This is a genomic window from Achromobacter sp. UMC71 (genome assembly GCF_014170305.1).
In the GTDB taxonomy this organism is placed as follows: domain Bacteria; phylum Pseudomonadota; class Gammaproteobacteria; order Burkholderiales; family Burkholderiaceae_B; genus Achromobacter.
Genome location: NZ_LZZT01000046.1, coordinates 26,114 through 40,427, shown reverse-complemented (window position 1 = coordinate 40,427; position 14,314 = coordinate 26,114). Strand labels below are relative to the sequence as shown.

At 69.0% G+C, this 14,314-nt stretch carries 15 protein-coding genes; 5 read left to right on the top strand and 10 right to left on the bottom strand.

All coding sequences use genetic code 11. From position 1 onward, the window contains the following. Window positions 1-109 precede the first annotated feature (109 nt). From arfB to A9974_RS22670, 3 genes are all read left to right on the top strand, one after another. Window positions 110-526: an alternative ribosome rescue aminoacyl-tRNA hydrolase ArfB gene (arfB, locus tag A9974_RS22680; RefSeq protein ID WP_025140447.1), complete on the top strand. Its 417-nt coding sequence runs from the start codon at window positions 110-112 to the stop codon at window positions 524-526. Between the two features lie 121 nt (window positions 527-647). Further along, window positions 648-989, top strand: a complete 342-nt coding sequence (locus tag A9974_RS22675; RefSeq protein ID WP_183006433.1) for a helix-turn-helix transcriptional regulator — start codon at window positions 648-650, stop codon at window positions 987-989. 47 nt (window positions 990-1,036) lie between these two features. Beyond that, entirely contained in the window at window positions 1,037-2,092 is a 1,056-nt protein-coding gene (locus A9974_RS22670) for an alkene reductase (protein ID WP_183006432.1), read from the top strand. Between the two features lie 124 nt (window positions 2,093-2,216). Here the strand turns inward: A9974_RS22670 and A9974_RS22665 are convergent, their stop codons facing one another. Then, window positions 2,217-3,068: a CPBP family intramembrane glutamic endopeptidase gene (locus tag A9974_RS22665; RefSeq protein WP_183006431.1), complete on the bottom strand. Its 852-nt coding sequence runs from the start codon at window positions 3,066-3,068 to the stop codon at window positions 2,217-2,219. A 337-nt stretch (window positions 3,069-3,405) separates the two neighbouring features. Here A9974_RS22665 and A9974_RS22660 point away from each other — a divergent pair, with 337 nt between their 5' ends. Continuing rightward, complete coding sequence (locus A9974_RS22660; RefSeq protein WP_183006430.1) at window positions 3,406-3,780, top strand: MAPEG family protein; 375 nt, start codon at window positions 3,406-3,408, stop codon at window positions 3,778-3,780. A 4-nt stretch (window positions 3,781-3,784) separates the two neighbouring features. Further along, on the top strand, window positions 3,785-4,780 hold the full coding sequence (locus A9974_RS22655; RefSeq protein ID WP_370539676.1) for a glycerophosphodiester phosphodiesterase family protein: 996 nt from the start codon (window positions 3,785-3,787) through the stop codon (window positions 4,778-4,780). A gap of 30 nt (window positions 4,781-4,810) precedes the next feature. Here A9974_RS22655 and A9974_RS22650 read toward each other — a convergent pair whose 3' ends face one another. The 9 genes from A9974_RS22650 to A9974_RS22610 all read right to left on the bottom strand — a co-directional run bounded on the left by A9974_RS22650 (window position 4,811) and on the right by A9974_RS22610 (window position 14,313). Then, on the bottom strand, window positions 4,811-5,245 hold the full coding sequence (locus A9974_RS22650; RefSeq protein WP_183006429.1) for a carboxypeptidase regulatory-like domain-containing protein: 435 nt from the start codon (window positions 5,243-5,245) through the stop codon (window positions 4,811-4,813). 104 nt (window positions 5,246-5,349) lie between these two features. Further along, window positions 5,350-6,144, bottom strand: coding sequence for an NRDE family protein (locus A9974_RS22645; protein WP_183006428.1), 795 nt, complete (start codon window positions 6,142-6,144; stop codon window positions 5,350-5,352). A 3-nt stretch (window positions 6,145-6,147) separates the two neighbouring features. Further along, window positions 6,148-8,133 carry an FUSC family protein gene (locus tag A9974_RS22640; RefSeq protein WP_255468299.1) on the bottom strand — a complete coding sequence of 662 codons (1,986 nt, stop codon included), beginning with the start codon at window positions 8,131-8,133 and terminating at the stop codon, window positions 6,148-6,150. Window positions 8,134-8,152: 19 nt separating this feature from the next. Beyond that, entirely contained in the window at window positions 8,153-8,635 is a 483-nt protein-coding gene (locus A9974_RS22635; protein WP_183006427.1) for a YbaK/prolyl-tRNA synthetase associated domain-containing protein, read from the bottom strand. A gap of 246 nt (window positions 8,636-8,881) precedes the next feature. Next, window positions 8,882-9,601, bottom strand: coding sequence for a response regulator transcription factor (locus tag A9974_RS22630; protein WP_183006426.1), 720 nt, complete (start codon window positions 9,599-9,601; stop codon window positions 8,882-8,884). Between the two features lie 146 nt (window positions 9,602-9,747). Beyond that, complete coding sequence (locus tag A9974_RS22625; RefSeq protein WP_183006425.1) at window positions 9,748-11,232, bottom strand: efflux transporter outer membrane subunit; 1,485 nt, start codon at window positions 11,230-11,232, stop codon at window positions 9,748-9,750. 8 nt (window positions 11,233-11,240) lie between these two features. Next, window positions 11,241-12,386, bottom strand: a complete 1,146-nt coding sequence (locus A9974_RS22620) for an ABC transporter permease (protein WP_183006424.1) — start codon at window positions 12,384-12,386, stop codon at window positions 11,241-11,243. After that, a complete protein-coding gene (locus A9974_RS22615; RefSeq protein WP_183006423.1) occupies window positions 12,383-13,345 on the bottom strand; it encodes an ABC transporter ATP-binding protein in 963 nt (320 codons plus the stop codon). Before A9974_RS22615 ends, A9974_RS22620 begins: the two co-directional genes overlap by 4 nt. Beyond that, on the bottom strand, window positions 13,342-14,313 hold the full coding sequence (locus A9974_RS22610) for an HlyD family secretion protein (protein ID WP_183006422.1): 972 nt from the start codon (window positions 14,311-14,313) through the stop codon (window positions 13,342-13,344). Before A9974_RS22610 ends, A9974_RS22615 begins: the two co-directional genes overlap by 4 nt. Window position 14,314: the final 1 nt, after the last annotated feature.

The following is a 14,314-nucleotide window of genomic DNA, read 5'->3' as shown; positions in this document are numbered from 1 at the left end:
CCGTTGAGGACTGGTCGTGGCTGGCGGGGGGGCTTGGCTGGGGCTGAGTGGTGTTCTGCCGTGTAGTTCTTGGCGGGGCGTCGGAGGGGAACACTTATACTTACGCGCTATGTTTCATGTTCAAGATTCTCTATATATCGACGAGCGCGAGCTCGAGTTCTCCATGATCCGGGCGCAGGGCGCCGGGGGGCAGAACGTCAATAAGGTTTCCAGTGCCGTGCATCTGCGGTTTGATGTGCGGGCCTCGTCGTTGCCGGACGAGATCAAGGACGCCTTGTGCGGGTTGAGTGATCATCGGATTTCCAAGGATGGCGTGATTGTCATCAAGTCGCAGTCGTTTCGCAGCCAGGAGAAGAATCGGGCCGAGGCGATCGAGCGGCTGGTGAATCTGGTGCGGGCGGCGGCGAAGGTCGAGAAGCCGCGGCGGGCGACGAAGCCGACGCGGGCGTCGCAGCGGCGGCGGGTGCAGCGCAAGGTGCTGCATGGCGAGGTGAAGCGGTTGCGGGGGCGGGTGCAGGGCGAGTAGGGGCGCTGTGCTGGTCTGGTATCTCCAGCGCTCCGGCGGCGGAAAGCCCCTCAGGCTGTAGGGGCATGACTATATATCGAGATGTCTCGATATAAGATTCGATAAATTGCGATATTTGAATATGACGACCCTTCCTTCCACCGCTGCGGCGGCCGCTCCGGATATTGATGCCGACGCCATTCTCAAGGCGCTGGCGAATCCGGTGCGCCGCGAGATCCTGGCGTGGTTGAAGACGCCGGAGGCGCACTTCGAGGAACGGCCGGGGCATACCTTTGAAAACGGGGTGTGCGCGGGCCATATCGATGGGCGCTGCGGGCTGTCGCAGTCCACGGTGTCTTCACACCTGGCGGTGCTGCAGCGCGCGGGGCTGATTACGCCCACGAAGGTGGGGCAGTGGGTGTTCTTTCGTCGCAATGAACCTGTGATTGCCGCGTTTTTGCAGCAATTGAACCAAGATATGTAGCCTGCCGCCGCTACCTAGCGCCCGACCGCCGGGCAAGGATTGTTTGTATGAGCCAGTTGTTTGAACCCCTGCGCGTGGGCGATCTGACCCTGCCGAACCGAATCATCATGGCCCCGTTGACTCGCCAGCGCGCCAGCGAAGGCCGGGTGCCCAATGAACTGATGGCCGAGTATTACGTCCAGCGCGCCGGCGCGGGGCTGATCCTGACCGAGGCGACCTCGGTGACGCCGCAGGGCGTGGGCTATGCCGATACGCCGGGGCTGTGGTCGCAAGACCAGGTCAAGGGCTGGCGCAAGGTGACCGAGGCGGTGCACGCCGCCGGCGGCCGCATTTTTGCGCAGCTGTGGCACGTGGGCCGGATTTCCGATCCGGTGTTCCTGAACGGCGAGCTGCCGGTGGCGCCCAGTGCGATCGCGGCGGACGGGCATGTGAGCCTGGTACGCCCGAAGCGCGGCTATGTGGTGCCGCGCGCGCTGGAAACGGACGAGATCCCGGGCGTGGTCGAGGCCTACCGCCGCGGCGCGCTGCTGGCCAAGGAAGCCGGATTCGACGGCGTGGAAGTGCACGGCGCCAACGGCTATCTGCTGGATCAGTTCCTGCAGGACGGCACCAATCACCGCACCGACGGCTACGGCGGCTCGCTGGAAGGCCGCGCCCGCCTGATGCTGGAAGTGATCGACGCCTGCGTGAGCGTGTGGGGCGCGGGCCGGGTCGGCCTGCATTTGTCGCCACGCGGCGATTCGCACACGATGAGCGATTCGGATCCGTTGACGACGTTCAGCTATGTGGCGCGGGCGGCACGCCGCCGCAACCTGGCGTTCCTGTGCGTGCGTGAACATGAAGGCGCCGACAGCATCGGCCCGCAGCTGCGCGAAGCGTTCGGCGGCGTGTACATCGGCAACGAAGGCTACACGCGCGAATCGGCTGAAGCCGCGATCGAGGCGGGCCGTGTCGATGCGGTGGCGTTCGGCGTGCAATACATCGCCAACCCCGATCTGGCGCAGCGTTTTGCACGGAATGCGCCGTTGAACGCGCCGGATTCGTCGACGTTCTATTCGGCGGGCGCGGCGGGCTACACGGACTATCCGGCGTTGCCGGCCTGAATGGCCTGATTGGTTTCTCGGGCGCTGCCTGCCTGGGCAGCCCCGGCGTGGCCTGACCGAATCCGAGCGCGGGCTTGGGATTGCGCTGGCGGCATGGCCGCAGGCGGGGTCCCAGGCCCGCGTTTCAATTGAGGATCGCGCGCATCGGGTAGGTGAACAGCCCGTAGTGCGCCGCGTTCAGGCCCAGGTGGGCCAGCGCCGCGGCCGTCAGGCCGCCGTAGCGGTAAGCCACGCCATATGCCACGCCGGCAATGCCGGCCAGCAGCATCCATTGCCAGCCGCCGGCATAATGGGCCAGTCCGAACAGCACGGCGGCGGTCAACAGCGCCGCGATAGCGCCGTAGCGGTGGCCACGCCACGCCTGCGTCAGCCGCTGCTGCACATAGCCGCGGAACAGCGCTTCCTCGGTCAGCGTCACCAGCAAGGCGTTGTTGACCAGCCAGAGCCAACCGGACTCGGGCCATTTCGGCGCCCATCCCACCATGCCCAGGATCAAGGCCAGCCCCAGGCATGCCGCGAGAGCGGCCGCGCAGGCGGTCAGCGCGGCGGCAAGGGTCGTGCGCGCGTTGACACCCGCCATGACGGGCGCGGCGGCCAGGATGACCCAGAACGCGACCAGCGGCTTGTCCAGGTTCAGGTACATACCGAAGGGCACGGCGTCGGGCGTGAGCGCGGCGCGCGGAATCACCAGCGGGTTGTGATAGCCCGGCAGCCAGTGCAGGAACAGCAGTACGGCCAACACCAGGAACAGCGTGTGACCGGCGGCGCGCAGGGCGGGCGGCGCGGCCGGGCGGATCAGCCTCGCGGCCACCGCCAACAGGGCCGGCCACACCAGCGCCAGCGGTTCGATGCCGCCTTGGCTCCAGGCCCCGGCGTAGGCCGCGGCCAGCGGCAGCAGTGACCAGCGGCGGGTGGCGGGTAGCCACAACAGGGCGGCGGCGACGAACAAGAGCGAACCGGGAGAAGCGAGCGGCATGAATCTTCCTGCATTGAAACGAATGGCGGCGGCCTGCGTCCGAGTGGGTGATCCGGCATCGCCGCCCCGCGGACAAGTCCACGCGGAAGCACAACCGGCCCGACATCCCAAGGCGTGCCCCGGCGGCGTCGCAAGCCCGCTAGTGTATGCGGGCGTATCCAAGGGCCGCACACCCGGTCCGCCATCCACGAAGGCGTGGCCGGACCGCGCCGCGGCAAGCCCGGCAGCGCAAGCGCCCGGGCTTTTCATTTTCGCGCTTTCAGGCGACCATGCCGCAGCGGCGGCATCGGCTTGCCGCCAGTTGGCGGGAGACGTTCCGCCCGTACAAGGAGCTGCAATGAAAATGATCGCTTGGTTGATGTTGGCGGCGGCGATCCTGCCGTTCATCTCGACGATTGTGGCCAAGGCCGGCGGCAAGAAGTTCGACAACAACGATCCGCGCGCCTGGCTGGCCCGCCAGGAAGGCTGGCGCGCGCGCGCCAACGCGGCGCAGATCAATACCTTCGAGGCGTTGCCGTTCTTTTTCGGGGCGGTGCTGTTCGCCCTGTATAACCAGGCGCCGCCCGCGCACGTGGCCACGTTGATGGCCTGCTGGCTGGGTGTGCGGCTGGGCTATCTGGCGATGTACCTGGCGGGCTGGGGCGCGCTGCGCTCGCTGGTGTGGACGATCGGCATGGGGTTCACGATCGCCATCCTGTTCTCGGGTGTGTAGCCGCGTGCGCAAGCGGCGCATCGCGGCCGGCGCCGCCGTCGCGGCGGCGGCGCTGATCTATGTCGGCAACGCCGACTGGACGGCGCCGGCTCCGGGCGCGCAGCCGACGCTGCTGGCGCATCGCGGCGTCGCGCAGCGCTACGGCACGGCCGGCATGCAGCCCGATACCTGCACGGCCACGCGGATCCTGCCGCCGGTCCACAGCTACCTGGAAAACACCATCGCGTCGATGCGCGTCAGTTTCGACGCGGGCGCCGACATCGTCGAAATCGACGTGCACCCGACCACGGACGGCCAGTTCGCGGTGTTCCATGACTGGACGCTGGACTGCCGCACGGACGGCCGCGGCGTGACGCGCGAGCATTCCATGGCCCAGCTCAAGGCGCTGGATATCGGCTACGGCTACACGGCGGACGGGGGCAAGACTTTTCCCTTCCGGGGCCGCGGGGTGGGGCTGATGCCGGCGCTGGACGAGGTGCTGGCCGCCTTTCCGCGCCAGCGTTTCCTGATCCACATCAAGAGCCGCGATGCGGCCGAGGGCGAGGCCCTGGCCCGCGTGTTCAATGCCTTGACGCCCGAGCGGCGCCGCGACTTCATGGCCTATGGCGGCGACGAGCCGATGGCGCGCCTGCGCGAGTTGTCGCCGGATGTGCTGACGTTGACGCGCTCGGGCCTGAAATCCTGCCTGCTGCGCTACGCGGCAATGGGCTGGACCGGGCAGGTGCCGCAGGCCTGCCATGGCAGGCTGCTGATGGTGCCGATCAATGTCGCGCCCTGGCTGTGGGGTTGGCCCGGCCGGTTCCAGGCGCGGCTGCGCGAGGCGGGCAGCCGCGCGTTCCTGGTCGGGCCATATCACGGGGAAGGGTTTTCGACCGGTATCGACACGCCCGACGACATGCGCCGCGTGCCCGCGGGGTATGCCGGCGGGATCTGGACCAACGAAATCGAAGCGGCGGCCCACGTGTTCAAGGGCCGCAGCCCCTCGGCAACGTTCCCGTGAGCGCAAGCGCGCATCACGGCGCGTGGCGCCTCACTTCCATTCAAAGACGGCGCGCGCCGTGCCGCTGTTCTGCACGGTCACTTCGCGGTCTTGCGCCTTGCCATTGAAAGTGGCCGATATCTTGTAGCTGCCGGCCGGCAATTTCACCAGCATGTAGGGACCTTCGGATTCGGCTTTCAGGACTTCCTTGCCGTGCGCGTCGTGGATGCTGACGGCGACGCTGGCGACGTAGTCGGCCTTGCCGTCGCGCTGGGCGGCGAAGGTCAGCGCCAGGGGGTAGTCCTTGGCGGCGGCCTTGAGGGCTTCGGATTCGTCCAGGCCGATGCCGCCGCTGACATACTGCACGCTGCCCTGGTGCTTGACGGGCGGCAGGGCGGCCTGCGCGGTGGACAGGACGCCGGCGACGGCCAGGGTGCCCAGGGCCATGACGGCGGCCATGGTGCAACGTTCAATGCGCTTGTTCATGAGGTTCTCCTGACGGAATGATCACGCGACACAGGATTCGACCCAGATGTGCGTGGCGAGTTCGCCGCAGGCAGCAAGGGATGCCTACGGATTGTTTCCGCAGCCTATTTCAGGATATCGCTTGCGCCCTCGTCGCGCCAGGCAAAGGCCAGGGCGCTTTCGCCGCTGACTGAGCCGTCGGGGGCGAAACGCCGTTCGGTCAGCTCGCCGGCGCCATCGTCGCGCAGCGCCAGCACGGTCGAGCTGCGGGTTCCATAGTTCGGACTGATGATGAACGGGCTGCTCAATAGTCTTTCGCGATCCAGTGGCAGGCCGGTGGCGGGCAGATCGGCATCGTCGGCGGGACGGTTGTCTGCCAGCGCGCTGAACAGCGCAGGCAGATCGGGCTGGGGGCTGCCCTTCAACACCTGTTCAAAGGCCGTCTTGGTGCGCGCCAGCTTGGGCCACGGCGTATCCAGCAGATGGTTGGACAGGGCATACACGCCCGGCGTCAGGGCACGCGGCGCGGTGTCGCGGTTGCTGGCGTACCAGGCGCCGCGCGCATCGCCCACGATCAGGTTGAAGCCGTTGTAGGCCTGGCCCGCGGCATGCGCGGCGACGATGTAATCGGCGGGCGGCAGGGCGCCGCGCAGGAAGTCCTCGACCAGCGCGCCTCGCGACGGCGCATCGGCGATCTGCCGGCCGGGTTCGCGGAAATTGGTGACCAGCGCGTAGCGTCCGCGGGCGGTCGCGCCCATCCAGGTGCCGCCGGCCAGGCCGTCGCGCCCGCCGTAGACCTGCGGCGCGTCGGGCCATTGCGCGGCGGGCAGCGTGGGGCGGGCGTGGAACTCGTCGCGGTTGGCGGCGATCAGGACGGGGATGCCCGGCACGGCGTGCAGGGCCAGGACGGCAAGACACATGGTTCAGACCTGGTTGGCGTTCGGTTGCGAGGGGGCGGGCTTGCCGGGCGTGGCCGCGAACGCGGGGCCCGTCAGCGTCGCGCGCAGGGATTCGATGGCGGCGGCCGCTTCGTGCAGTGCTGGCACGGGCGCGGTGACCGGGTCAAGCGTCACCGGCGCGCCATTCGTCACGGCCTCGGCCATCGCGTGCAGCACGGCAGCCAGCTGCGCCAGTTCGGCCGGCGCAGGTGGCGGCTGGCCGGCAGGCAATGACCACGCGGTGTCCGACACTGCATTGGCGACGCGCTCCAGCGCCACTTCCACCGGCCACCAGGCCAGTGCCCGACGGCTGACCAGGCGCGGCTCGGACAGGCCGCGCTGCAACGCGATGCGCAGGTCCGACAGACGGGCGTAGGCCTGGGCGCGCAGCTCATGGCGGGCAGCGGCGTCGGCCTGGAACACGGTATTCAGATAGGCGGCCAGCGTGTCGATGGCATTGGCCACCGCCTGATCGAGGTTGTGGCGTTCGATCCGCATCCAGGGCAGGTAGCCCACCGCCAGCACGATGCCCGCGGCCACCGCCACGTCCACCAGCCGCGCCAGCGCGATCGGCCAGCTGCCCGGCTGCAGCGCGCCGATCAAGAGCATCAGGATGGGCAGCAGAATCGCCGAGAACAGGCCGTAGTTGCGTCGGATGGACCAGGGCAGCAGCGCAGCCAGCGCGATCACCGTGACCAGGCTGGCGATGCCGCTGCGGTCCAGCGCCAGCACGGTGGCGCTGATGGCCACGCCGACCACGCTGCCGGCGCAGCTCTGCAGCGCGCGGGCGAAGACCGAGCCGAAGTTTGGCTTGAACACCACCACCACGATCAGCGGCACCCAGTAAGAGCGTGGCAGCGCAAAGGCGTGGGCGACGGCCTCGGCGGCGATCAGGCACAGCCCCAGCCGGATCAGGTAGCGCCGGGTGGTCGGCCCCGGCCGGTAGGTCTGCGCCAGCACGCGCCAGGGCGTGCGCGGCCGCGCCGGCGGCAGGGCCGGAAAGTCGCTGGATGGCTGCGCCGGGCCGCTGCCGTCCAGCAGCGGCTGCACCCCGGCCAGCGCATCGGCCAGGGGCGCCAAGCCGGCCTGGCGCAGCGTGGCGATGTCGTCGGCCGGAGCCGGCGGGGCGTCGTTTTCCACGCGGTCCGCCAGCCGGTTCATCACCCGCGCGCCTTCCGGCGGCAGCACCCGGCCGGCGCGCGCCAGCGCCAAGGCGGCGTCCGACAGCGGCGTGCAGGCCTGCAGTTGCGCGGCCAATCGCGCCAGCCGCGGCGAGGGGCCCGCGGCGCGGCCGCGCGCGGCCAGGACCGTGTTGTAGGCGGTGGTCATGGCGGCTTCCATGTCGCGGCGCGCGGTCATGATGCGCGAAGTGCCGATGGCCGCGAACATGGCGGCCAGCTTGCGGTAGGCCAGCGCCACCGCCGCGCGTTCCGGCGCGATGGGGTTGACCACCCAGCCCAGCAGCGTCAGCGCCAGGCCGAACAGTCCGCCGGCTCCCACCAGCACCGACGGCAGCCAGGGCGGCAGGGGCGAGGTCAGGCTGGCGCCCACGATCACATACGTGGCGAACTGCAACGTGGCGACGGCGGCAATGTTGTTGAAGGTGCCGACCAGGCTGGCCAGCAGCACCAGCACGGTCATGCCCGCGGCGCTCCAGAGTCCGTGGCCGGCCAGCAGCGTGCCCAGGAAGTAGCCCAGCGCGCCGCCGAAGACGGTGGACCCGATGGACAGCGCGCGGTTGCGGTAGGGGCCGCCGTTGTCGCCGGTGATGGCGGGCAGGGCGCCCAACGCCACCAGCGCGGCCGCCGCGCTCTGGTCCAGCACCAGGCCTGCGGCGGTCGGCAGGCCGATAGCCAGGGCGGCGCGCAGGGCCACCCAGCGGCTGACTGGCGACGGCTCCATGTGCGCCAGGCTCATCAGCCAGCGCATATTGGAAGCGCGGGCGCGGGATGGGCTGATCGGGCGAGACAAGGCAGGCTCTGGGCGTTGGCTAGTTCTTGATCAGCGGCGCCTCTTGCGGCGCTGCCAGCCGGAAGTAGTCTTCGGTGCGCATCAGGATGGAGGCATCCAGCCGTCCGGCGTTGAACACGATTTCATCGTGCCGCTGGCGCAGGGTCGGGTCCACCATCAGGTGCAGGTCCGGATTGAAGCTGAAGGGCGGAATCGCGCCGATCTCGCAGCCGGTCAGTTCACGCGCCAGGTCTTGCGAGGCCAGCGAGGCCTTCTTGCCACCGGCCGCTCGGGCGATGGCTTCCAGGTCAGCCTGCTGGTCGGCGGGAAACACGGCCAGCACGTTCTTGCGCTGGTTGGACGATATTTTCACGCGGCACACCAGCGCCTTGGCGCCCTGGCTGACGGCGGTGCCGCGCACGGCCGCGACCTCCACCGAGCGGCCGGCGGCCGGGTGCGAGATGAGGCGGTAGCTGGCCTGGTGCTGGGTCAGCAAGGCTTGCAGGCGGTCGTAGACTTCCATGGCGGGACGAAGGCGGATGAGGTTGAACAGGGGCCAGCGCCGGCAAGGGCGCCCCACGTCGCATGATACGCCGCCCGGCCGCCGGCCCAGCCTCGTTCCGGGCCGGCCTGCCCGAAGGGTGAGTACCCAAATGAGCGCCTCTCAGCGTTGCGAATGCTCGCCGGGGGCCGGCCGCGACTGCGCTTCGCACCTTGATAGTCACTCATTTGGGTACTCATGCGAGGCGCCTTCTAGTGTGAACAGGCCCTAGATATCCCCCGTAAACGCGTACCCCCAGCCCCACACCGTCCGTATCGGCAATTCCATATTGGTTTCCTGCGCCTTGCGCCGCAGCCGGCTGACGACCACGTCCGTGCGGCGCACGGATTCGCGGCCGGCATGGGGATCGCCGGGCGGCAGGTCGCCGCGGGGCATGCGCTTGTCCGGGCTGGTGGTGAGCTTGAGCAGGAAGTCGCGCTCGGCCTGGGTCAGCGCCAGCCGCTTGCCGCGCGGGCTGACCAGGGTCCAGGCGGCGTCCTGGAACTGCCATTTGCCGTTGCCGTCGGCGGCGCCCGCCGTGGCGGCGCGCGGCTCGGCCTCGAGCGGCCGGCGGCCGGTCACGGGCACGCGGCGCACCAGGGCCTGTAGCGCCGCGGCGATCTCGGCAGTGGCGACTTCGGGCTGAAAGCACGCATCGGCGCCGCAATGCAAGCCCAGTATGCGGTTTTCGGGGGAATCGAAGGTGGATACCGCGACGATGCCGGCAGTGGTGTCCATGGCGCGCAGACCTGCGACGGCCATGCACAGGTCGGTCAATTCGGCTTCCATCACCAGCAGCGGCGTGCGCCGGGCCTGGAACAGACGGAACAGGCCGTTGGAATCCTCGCAGTTGCGAGGCGAGAAACCCATTCCCGCCAGTGCATCACTGCGGTGCATGCGTTGACGGGGGTCGGGCGAGAAGACGATCAGGTCTAGTAGGTCATTCATGAATCGTTGTCGAGATCTGTGCAGCTTGAGCGCATGCATGATGCATCGGATACAACCGATTCCTAAACGTCGCACAACACCACTTTCTGACCCGAATTCTCGGACATGATTTTGCAAACCCTGATTTGGCGCGGGTTTGCGGGGCGTTACGGGGAAGCGTTTTGTGCCGGTTCCTGCGCTTCGTTCCACCAGCCGCCGCCCAGCGCCTGCAGCAGCGCGGCGGTGTCGGCGTAGCGCGCCGCGTCGGCCGCGCTGCGCGAAAGCCGCGTCTGCAGCAGTTGGCGCTGGCTGTCGAGCAGGCTCAGGTGGCTGATGCCGCCGGCCTGATAGCGGCCCTGGGCGATGCGCGCGGCGTCGTCGGCGCGGCGCCAGGCGGTGTCGTAGGCGTCGAAAGCCTGGGCGTCGGTCTGCACGGCGCGCAGGGCGTCGGCCACCTGCCGGAAACCGTCCAGCACGGTCTGCCGGTAGCCGGCCTGCGCGGCCTCGTAGGCAGCCTGGGCCGACCGCGTGCGGGCGCGCAGTTCACCGCCGCGCAACAGCGGTTGCACCACGCCCAGCCCCAGGTTCCATACGTTGACGCCATCGGTGATATCGCCGGCCCGCGTGCGTTGCGACCCGAAGCTGGCGGTCAGGGTGAACCGCGGGTACTGATTGGCCGTGGCCACACCCACATCGGCCGACGCTTGGTGCAACAGGGCTTCGGCCGCCAGGATATCCGGCCGCTGCCGGGTCAGCGCCGACGGCACGCCGGCGGGAATCTCGGCGGGCAGGGTCAGGTCGACCAGGCGCAGCGGCGGGGCCTGCCAGGCGGCGGGCGGCTGACCCAGGTAAGTGGCCAGCTGATGCGTGGCCTGGGCCAGTTGATATTGCAACGGCGGCAGGGTGGTTTCGGTTTGCGCCAGCAGCAGTTCCTGGTTGCGCAGGTCGGCTTCGGCGATACCGCCGGCCGCCAGGCGCTGGCGCATGATGTCGCGCTGGCGCTGCTGCGCGGCCAGCAGGTCGCGCGTGATGGCGATGCGTTCGTTCAGGTCCGCCTGGCGGATGGCGGTGGTGACCACGTTGGCGGCCAGCGTCATGCGCGCGGCCTGCCATTCGTGCGACTGGTAGTCCACCTGGGCGGCCAGGCCTTCCAGCGCGCGGCGGTTGCCGCCGAACACGTCCAGCGTATAGGACACGTCGATGGACGCGTTGTACAGCGTGAACGGCGCGGGCTGTTCGGTCACCGGCACGCCGTAGGCCGACGGGTCGACCTTCTGCCGGGTGGCGGAAAGATTGGCGTCGACGGCCGGCAGCAGGCGGCCGCCGGTCTCGGCGTTCAGGTCTTCGCCGGCCTGGCGCAGGCGGGCACGGGCCTGTTCCAGCGTCGGACTGGCGTCCAGCGCCTGGCGCACCAGCGCGTCCAGCGCGTCGGAGCGGAACAATTGCCACCACTGCGCGGGAATATCGGCGGCGGTGATACGGGGCTGCGCGCCGGCCGCGTCTTCCCGAGGCGCGGTATAGGCCGTGACCGGCGGGGCGGCCGGCCGGGTGAAGTCGGGGCCGACCGCGCAGCCCGCCAGCAGGGCGCAGAGGGCCGGGGCAATGTGGCGGGTGAGCGGGGCGCGGGCAAGACGCGAGCGAGGGCTGGGCATGGCGGCCTTCAATCCAGGGTGCGGCGGTAGAACTTCACGGCGGCGGTCATGACGATGACGGTGAACAGCAGCATCGGCCAGATGGCGGGCCAGAGGTCCCACCAGCCGTTGCCCTTGAGCAGGATGCCGCGGATCAGGCGGTTGAAGTGCGTCAGCGGCAGCAGGTTGCCCAGGTACTGGGCCCACTTGGGCATGCCCAGGAACGGGAACATGAAGCCGGACAGCAGCATGTTGGGCAGGAAGTAGAACATCGTCAGCTGCATGGCCTGCAGCTGGTTTTGCGCCAGCGACGAGAGCGTGATGCCCACGGTCAGGTTGGCGGCCACGAAGATCAGCGCGCCCAGGTAGACCGTGAGCAGGCTGCCCAGGAACGGCACATGGAAGACGAAATACGCGGCCAGCAGGATGATGGTGGCCTGGATCAGCCCGATGGCGATGTACGGCACGATCTTGCCGGTCATGACCTCCAGCGGCCGCACCGGCATGGCCAGCAGGTTTTCCATGGTGCCGCGTTCGCGTTCGCGCGTCATGGCCAGCCCGGTCATCATCACCAGGGTCATGGTCAGGATCACGCCCATCAGCCCCGGCACGGTGTTGTATTGCGAAATCTGTTCTTCGTTGTAGAGCTGGTGCACCCGCACGTCGAACGGCGGCTGGCCGCCGGCCAGGCGGGCCAGCGGGCCCGTCAGGTCTTTCTGCGCCACGGCCTGGGCCAGCTGGTTGGCCGAGCCGATCGCCAGCCCGGTGGCCATGGGATCGGTGGCGTCGGCCTCGATCAGCAGGGCTGGGCGTTCGCCGCGCAGCAGCTTGCGGGTGAAATCCGGCGGAATGGTCACCACGAACAGCACGCGGCCCTGCGCCAGCGCGGCGCGGCCGGCCTCTTCGTCGGGTAGTTCCTCCACGATATTGAAGTAGTCCGACGACTTCATGGCCGCCACGAAACTGCGGGTAAAGGGGCTGTGGTCCGCCACGATGACGGCGGTGGGCATCTGCTTGGGGTTGGTGTTGATGGCGTAGCCGAACAGCGCCAGCTGCATGATGGGTATGCCCACGATCATGCCGAACGTGATGCGGTCGCGCCGCAGCTGCAGGAATTCCTTGAGCACCATGCTCCACCAGCGTGACCACGAAAAGCCTTCCAGGTGGCGTCTCATGCCGGGCTCGCGAAGTTGTCGGCGGACTGCTTCATCAGATAGATGAAGACGTCCTCCAGGCTGGTGTCGATTTGTTCGAGCCGCAAGTCCTGGCCGGCGATGGCCTGGTTCAGGGTGCGTTCCAGTTGCGCGGCGTCGCGGCCGCTGATGTGCAGCGCCGAGCCGAAGGCCACCGTCTGGTCCACGCCGGGCGCGCCGCGCAGTTGCTGCGCCAGCGGCACCAGGTTGTGGCCGTGAATGGCCCAGGTGGTCAGGTGCTGCTCGGCAATGACCTCGTCGGCCGTGCCCTGCGTTAACAGCTTGCCGTAGGAGATGTAGGCCAGCTTGTGGCAGCGTTCGGCCTCGTCCATGTAGTGGGTGCTGACCAGCACCGAAATGCCGCGCGCGGCCAGCTCGTGCAGTTGCTCCCAGAAGTCGCGCCGGGCGGTCGGATCCACGCCCGCCGTGGGTTCGTCCAGCAGCAGCAGGCGCGGCTGGTGCAACAGGCAGGCGGCCAGCGCCAGGCGCTGCTTCCAGCCGCCGGACAGCGACCCCGTCAATTGCCCGGCCCGGCTCTTCAGGCCCAGGTCTTCCAGCGCGCGGTCCACGGTCTCGCGGCGCTGAGGCATGCCGTACATGCGGGCGACGAAGTCCAGGTTCTCGCGGATGGTCAGGTCGTCCCAGTACGAGAACTTCTGCGTCATGTAGCCGACCTGGCGCTTGATCTGCGCGCTGTCCTTCAGGATGTCGTAGCCCAGGCACGTGCCGCTGCCCGAATCCGGCGTGAGCAGCCCGCACATCAGGCGGATGCTGGTCGTCTTGCCGCTGCCGTTGGGGCCCAGGAAGCCGAAGATCTCGCCTTCGCGCACTTGCAGCGACACGTCGTTGACCACGTGTTTGTCGCCGAAGTGCTTGTTCAGGCCATGCACGTCGATGACGTAGCCGCCGGGCGTTTGGGGGGAGGCGGGCGCGCCGTTCATTGCAACGCCGCCTCTACCGGCTGGCCCGGATGCAGCCGCGTCGCCGCGTCCGGCGCCGGACGCGCCTCGACCATGTAGACCAGTTTGCCGCGGGTTTCGCGGCTGTAGATCACCGGCGGCGTGTATTCCGCCTGCGGCGAGATGTAGTCGATGCGCACCGGCACGGGATCGCCGCAGCCGTCGCAGCGCACCGTGGCCTGCTGGCCGGGCTTGAGCGAACCGGCTACCGCCTCGGGCACGAAAAAGCGCACCTTGATGTTGCCCGGCGGCAGCAGGCTGACGACCGGACTGCCGGCTGGCACCCATTCGCCCACACGGTACAGCGTGTCGAAGACCAGCCCGGCGGCGGGCGCGGCCAGGCGCTTTTGCGCCAGGGTCCATTCGGCCTGCGTCAGCGCGGCGCGCGCGGCGTCGACCTGGGCGGCCTGGGCGCGGCGCTGGTCCTGGCGGCCGGGCAGGTTGGCCACGTCCAGTTGCGCGCGCAATTCGCGCACCCGCGCCGCATCCGACTGGGCCTGCTCACGGCTGTCGTCCAATTGCGCCCGGGCCACGCCGCCGGCGCGGAACTGCGCGGTGTCGCGCGCCAACTGGGCCGCCGACCGGCGGCTGGCGGCTTCGGCCTGGGCGAGCTGGGCGCGGTTGACGTCGACCTCGGCCGGGCGCTTGCCGGTGGCGATGTCCTGCAACTGCGCAGCGGCGGCCGCCAACTGGGCGCCGGCCTGGTCGCGCGCGGCGGTTTCGCGGGTGGCTTCCAGCGCGAACAGCGGCGCGGCCGCGGCGACCTGTTGGCCGCGCTGCACCGACAGCGTGTCCAGCCGGCCGGCTTCGGACGACGCGATATAGAGGTATTCGCCTTCGACGTAGCCCTGATACACCGCATCGCCGCCTTTGCCGCAAGCGGCCAGCAGCAACAGACTGAATGCGCAAGCAACGGGCAGCGCGAAGCGCAAGGGGGAGTCGGTGCGCATG

Excerpts from the sequence above, each read along its gene's own strand:
- A9974_RS22610 (WP_183006422.1), bottom strand. The coding sequence starts at position 14,313 with ATGCGCACCGACTCCCCCTTGCGCTTCGCGCTGCCCGTTGCTTGCGCA.
- A9974_RS22635 (WP_183006427.1), bottom strand. The coding sequence starts at position 8,635 with ATGGAAGTCTACGACCGCCTGCAAGCCTTGCTGACCCAGCACCAGGCC.
- A9974_RS22675 (WP_183006433.1), top strand. The coding sequence starts at position 648 with ATGACGACCCTTCCTTCCACCGCTGCGGCGGCCGCTCCGGATATTGAT.
- A9974_RS22630 (WP_183006426.1), bottom strand. The coding sequence starts at position 9,601 with ATGAATGACCTACTAGACCTGATCGTCTTCTCGCCCGACCCCCGTCAA.
- arfB (WP_025140447.1), top strand. The coding sequence starts at position 110 with ATGTTTCATGTTCAAGATTCTCTATATATCGACGAGCGCGAGCTCGAG.
- A9974_RS22615 (WP_183006423.1), bottom strand. The coding sequence starts at position 13,345 with ATGAACGGCGCGCCCGCCTCCCCCCAAACGCCCGGCGGCTACGTCATC.
- A9974_RS22665 (WP_183006431.1), bottom strand. The coding sequence starts at position 3,068 with ATGCCGCTCGCTTCTCCCGGTTCGCTCTTGTTCGTCGCCGCCGCCCTG.
- A9974_RS22650 (WP_183006429.1), bottom strand. The coding sequence starts at position 5,245 with ATGAACAAGCGCATTGAACGTTGCACCATGGCCGCCGTCATGGCCCTG.
- A9974_RS22620 (WP_183006424.1), bottom strand. The coding sequence starts at position 12,386 with ATGAGACGCCACCTGGAAGGCTTTTCGTGGTCACGCTGGTGGAGCATG.
- A9974_RS22660 (WP_183006430.1), top strand. The coding sequence starts at position 3,406 with ATGAAAATGATCGCTTGGTTGATGTTGGCGGCGGCGATCCTGCCGTTC.
- A9974_RS22670 (WP_183006432.1), top strand. The coding sequence starts at position 1,037 with ATGAGCCAGTTGTTTGAACCCCTGCGCGTGGGCGATCTGACCCTGCCG.
- A9974_RS22625 (WP_183006425.1), bottom strand. The coding sequence starts at position 11,232 with ATGCCCAGCCCTCGCTCGCGTCTTGCCCGCGCCCCGCTCACCCGCCAC.
- A9974_RS22645 (WP_183006428.1), bottom strand. The coding sequence starts at position 6,144 with ATGTGTCTTGCCGTCCTGGCCCTGCACGCCGTGCCGGGCATCCCCGTC.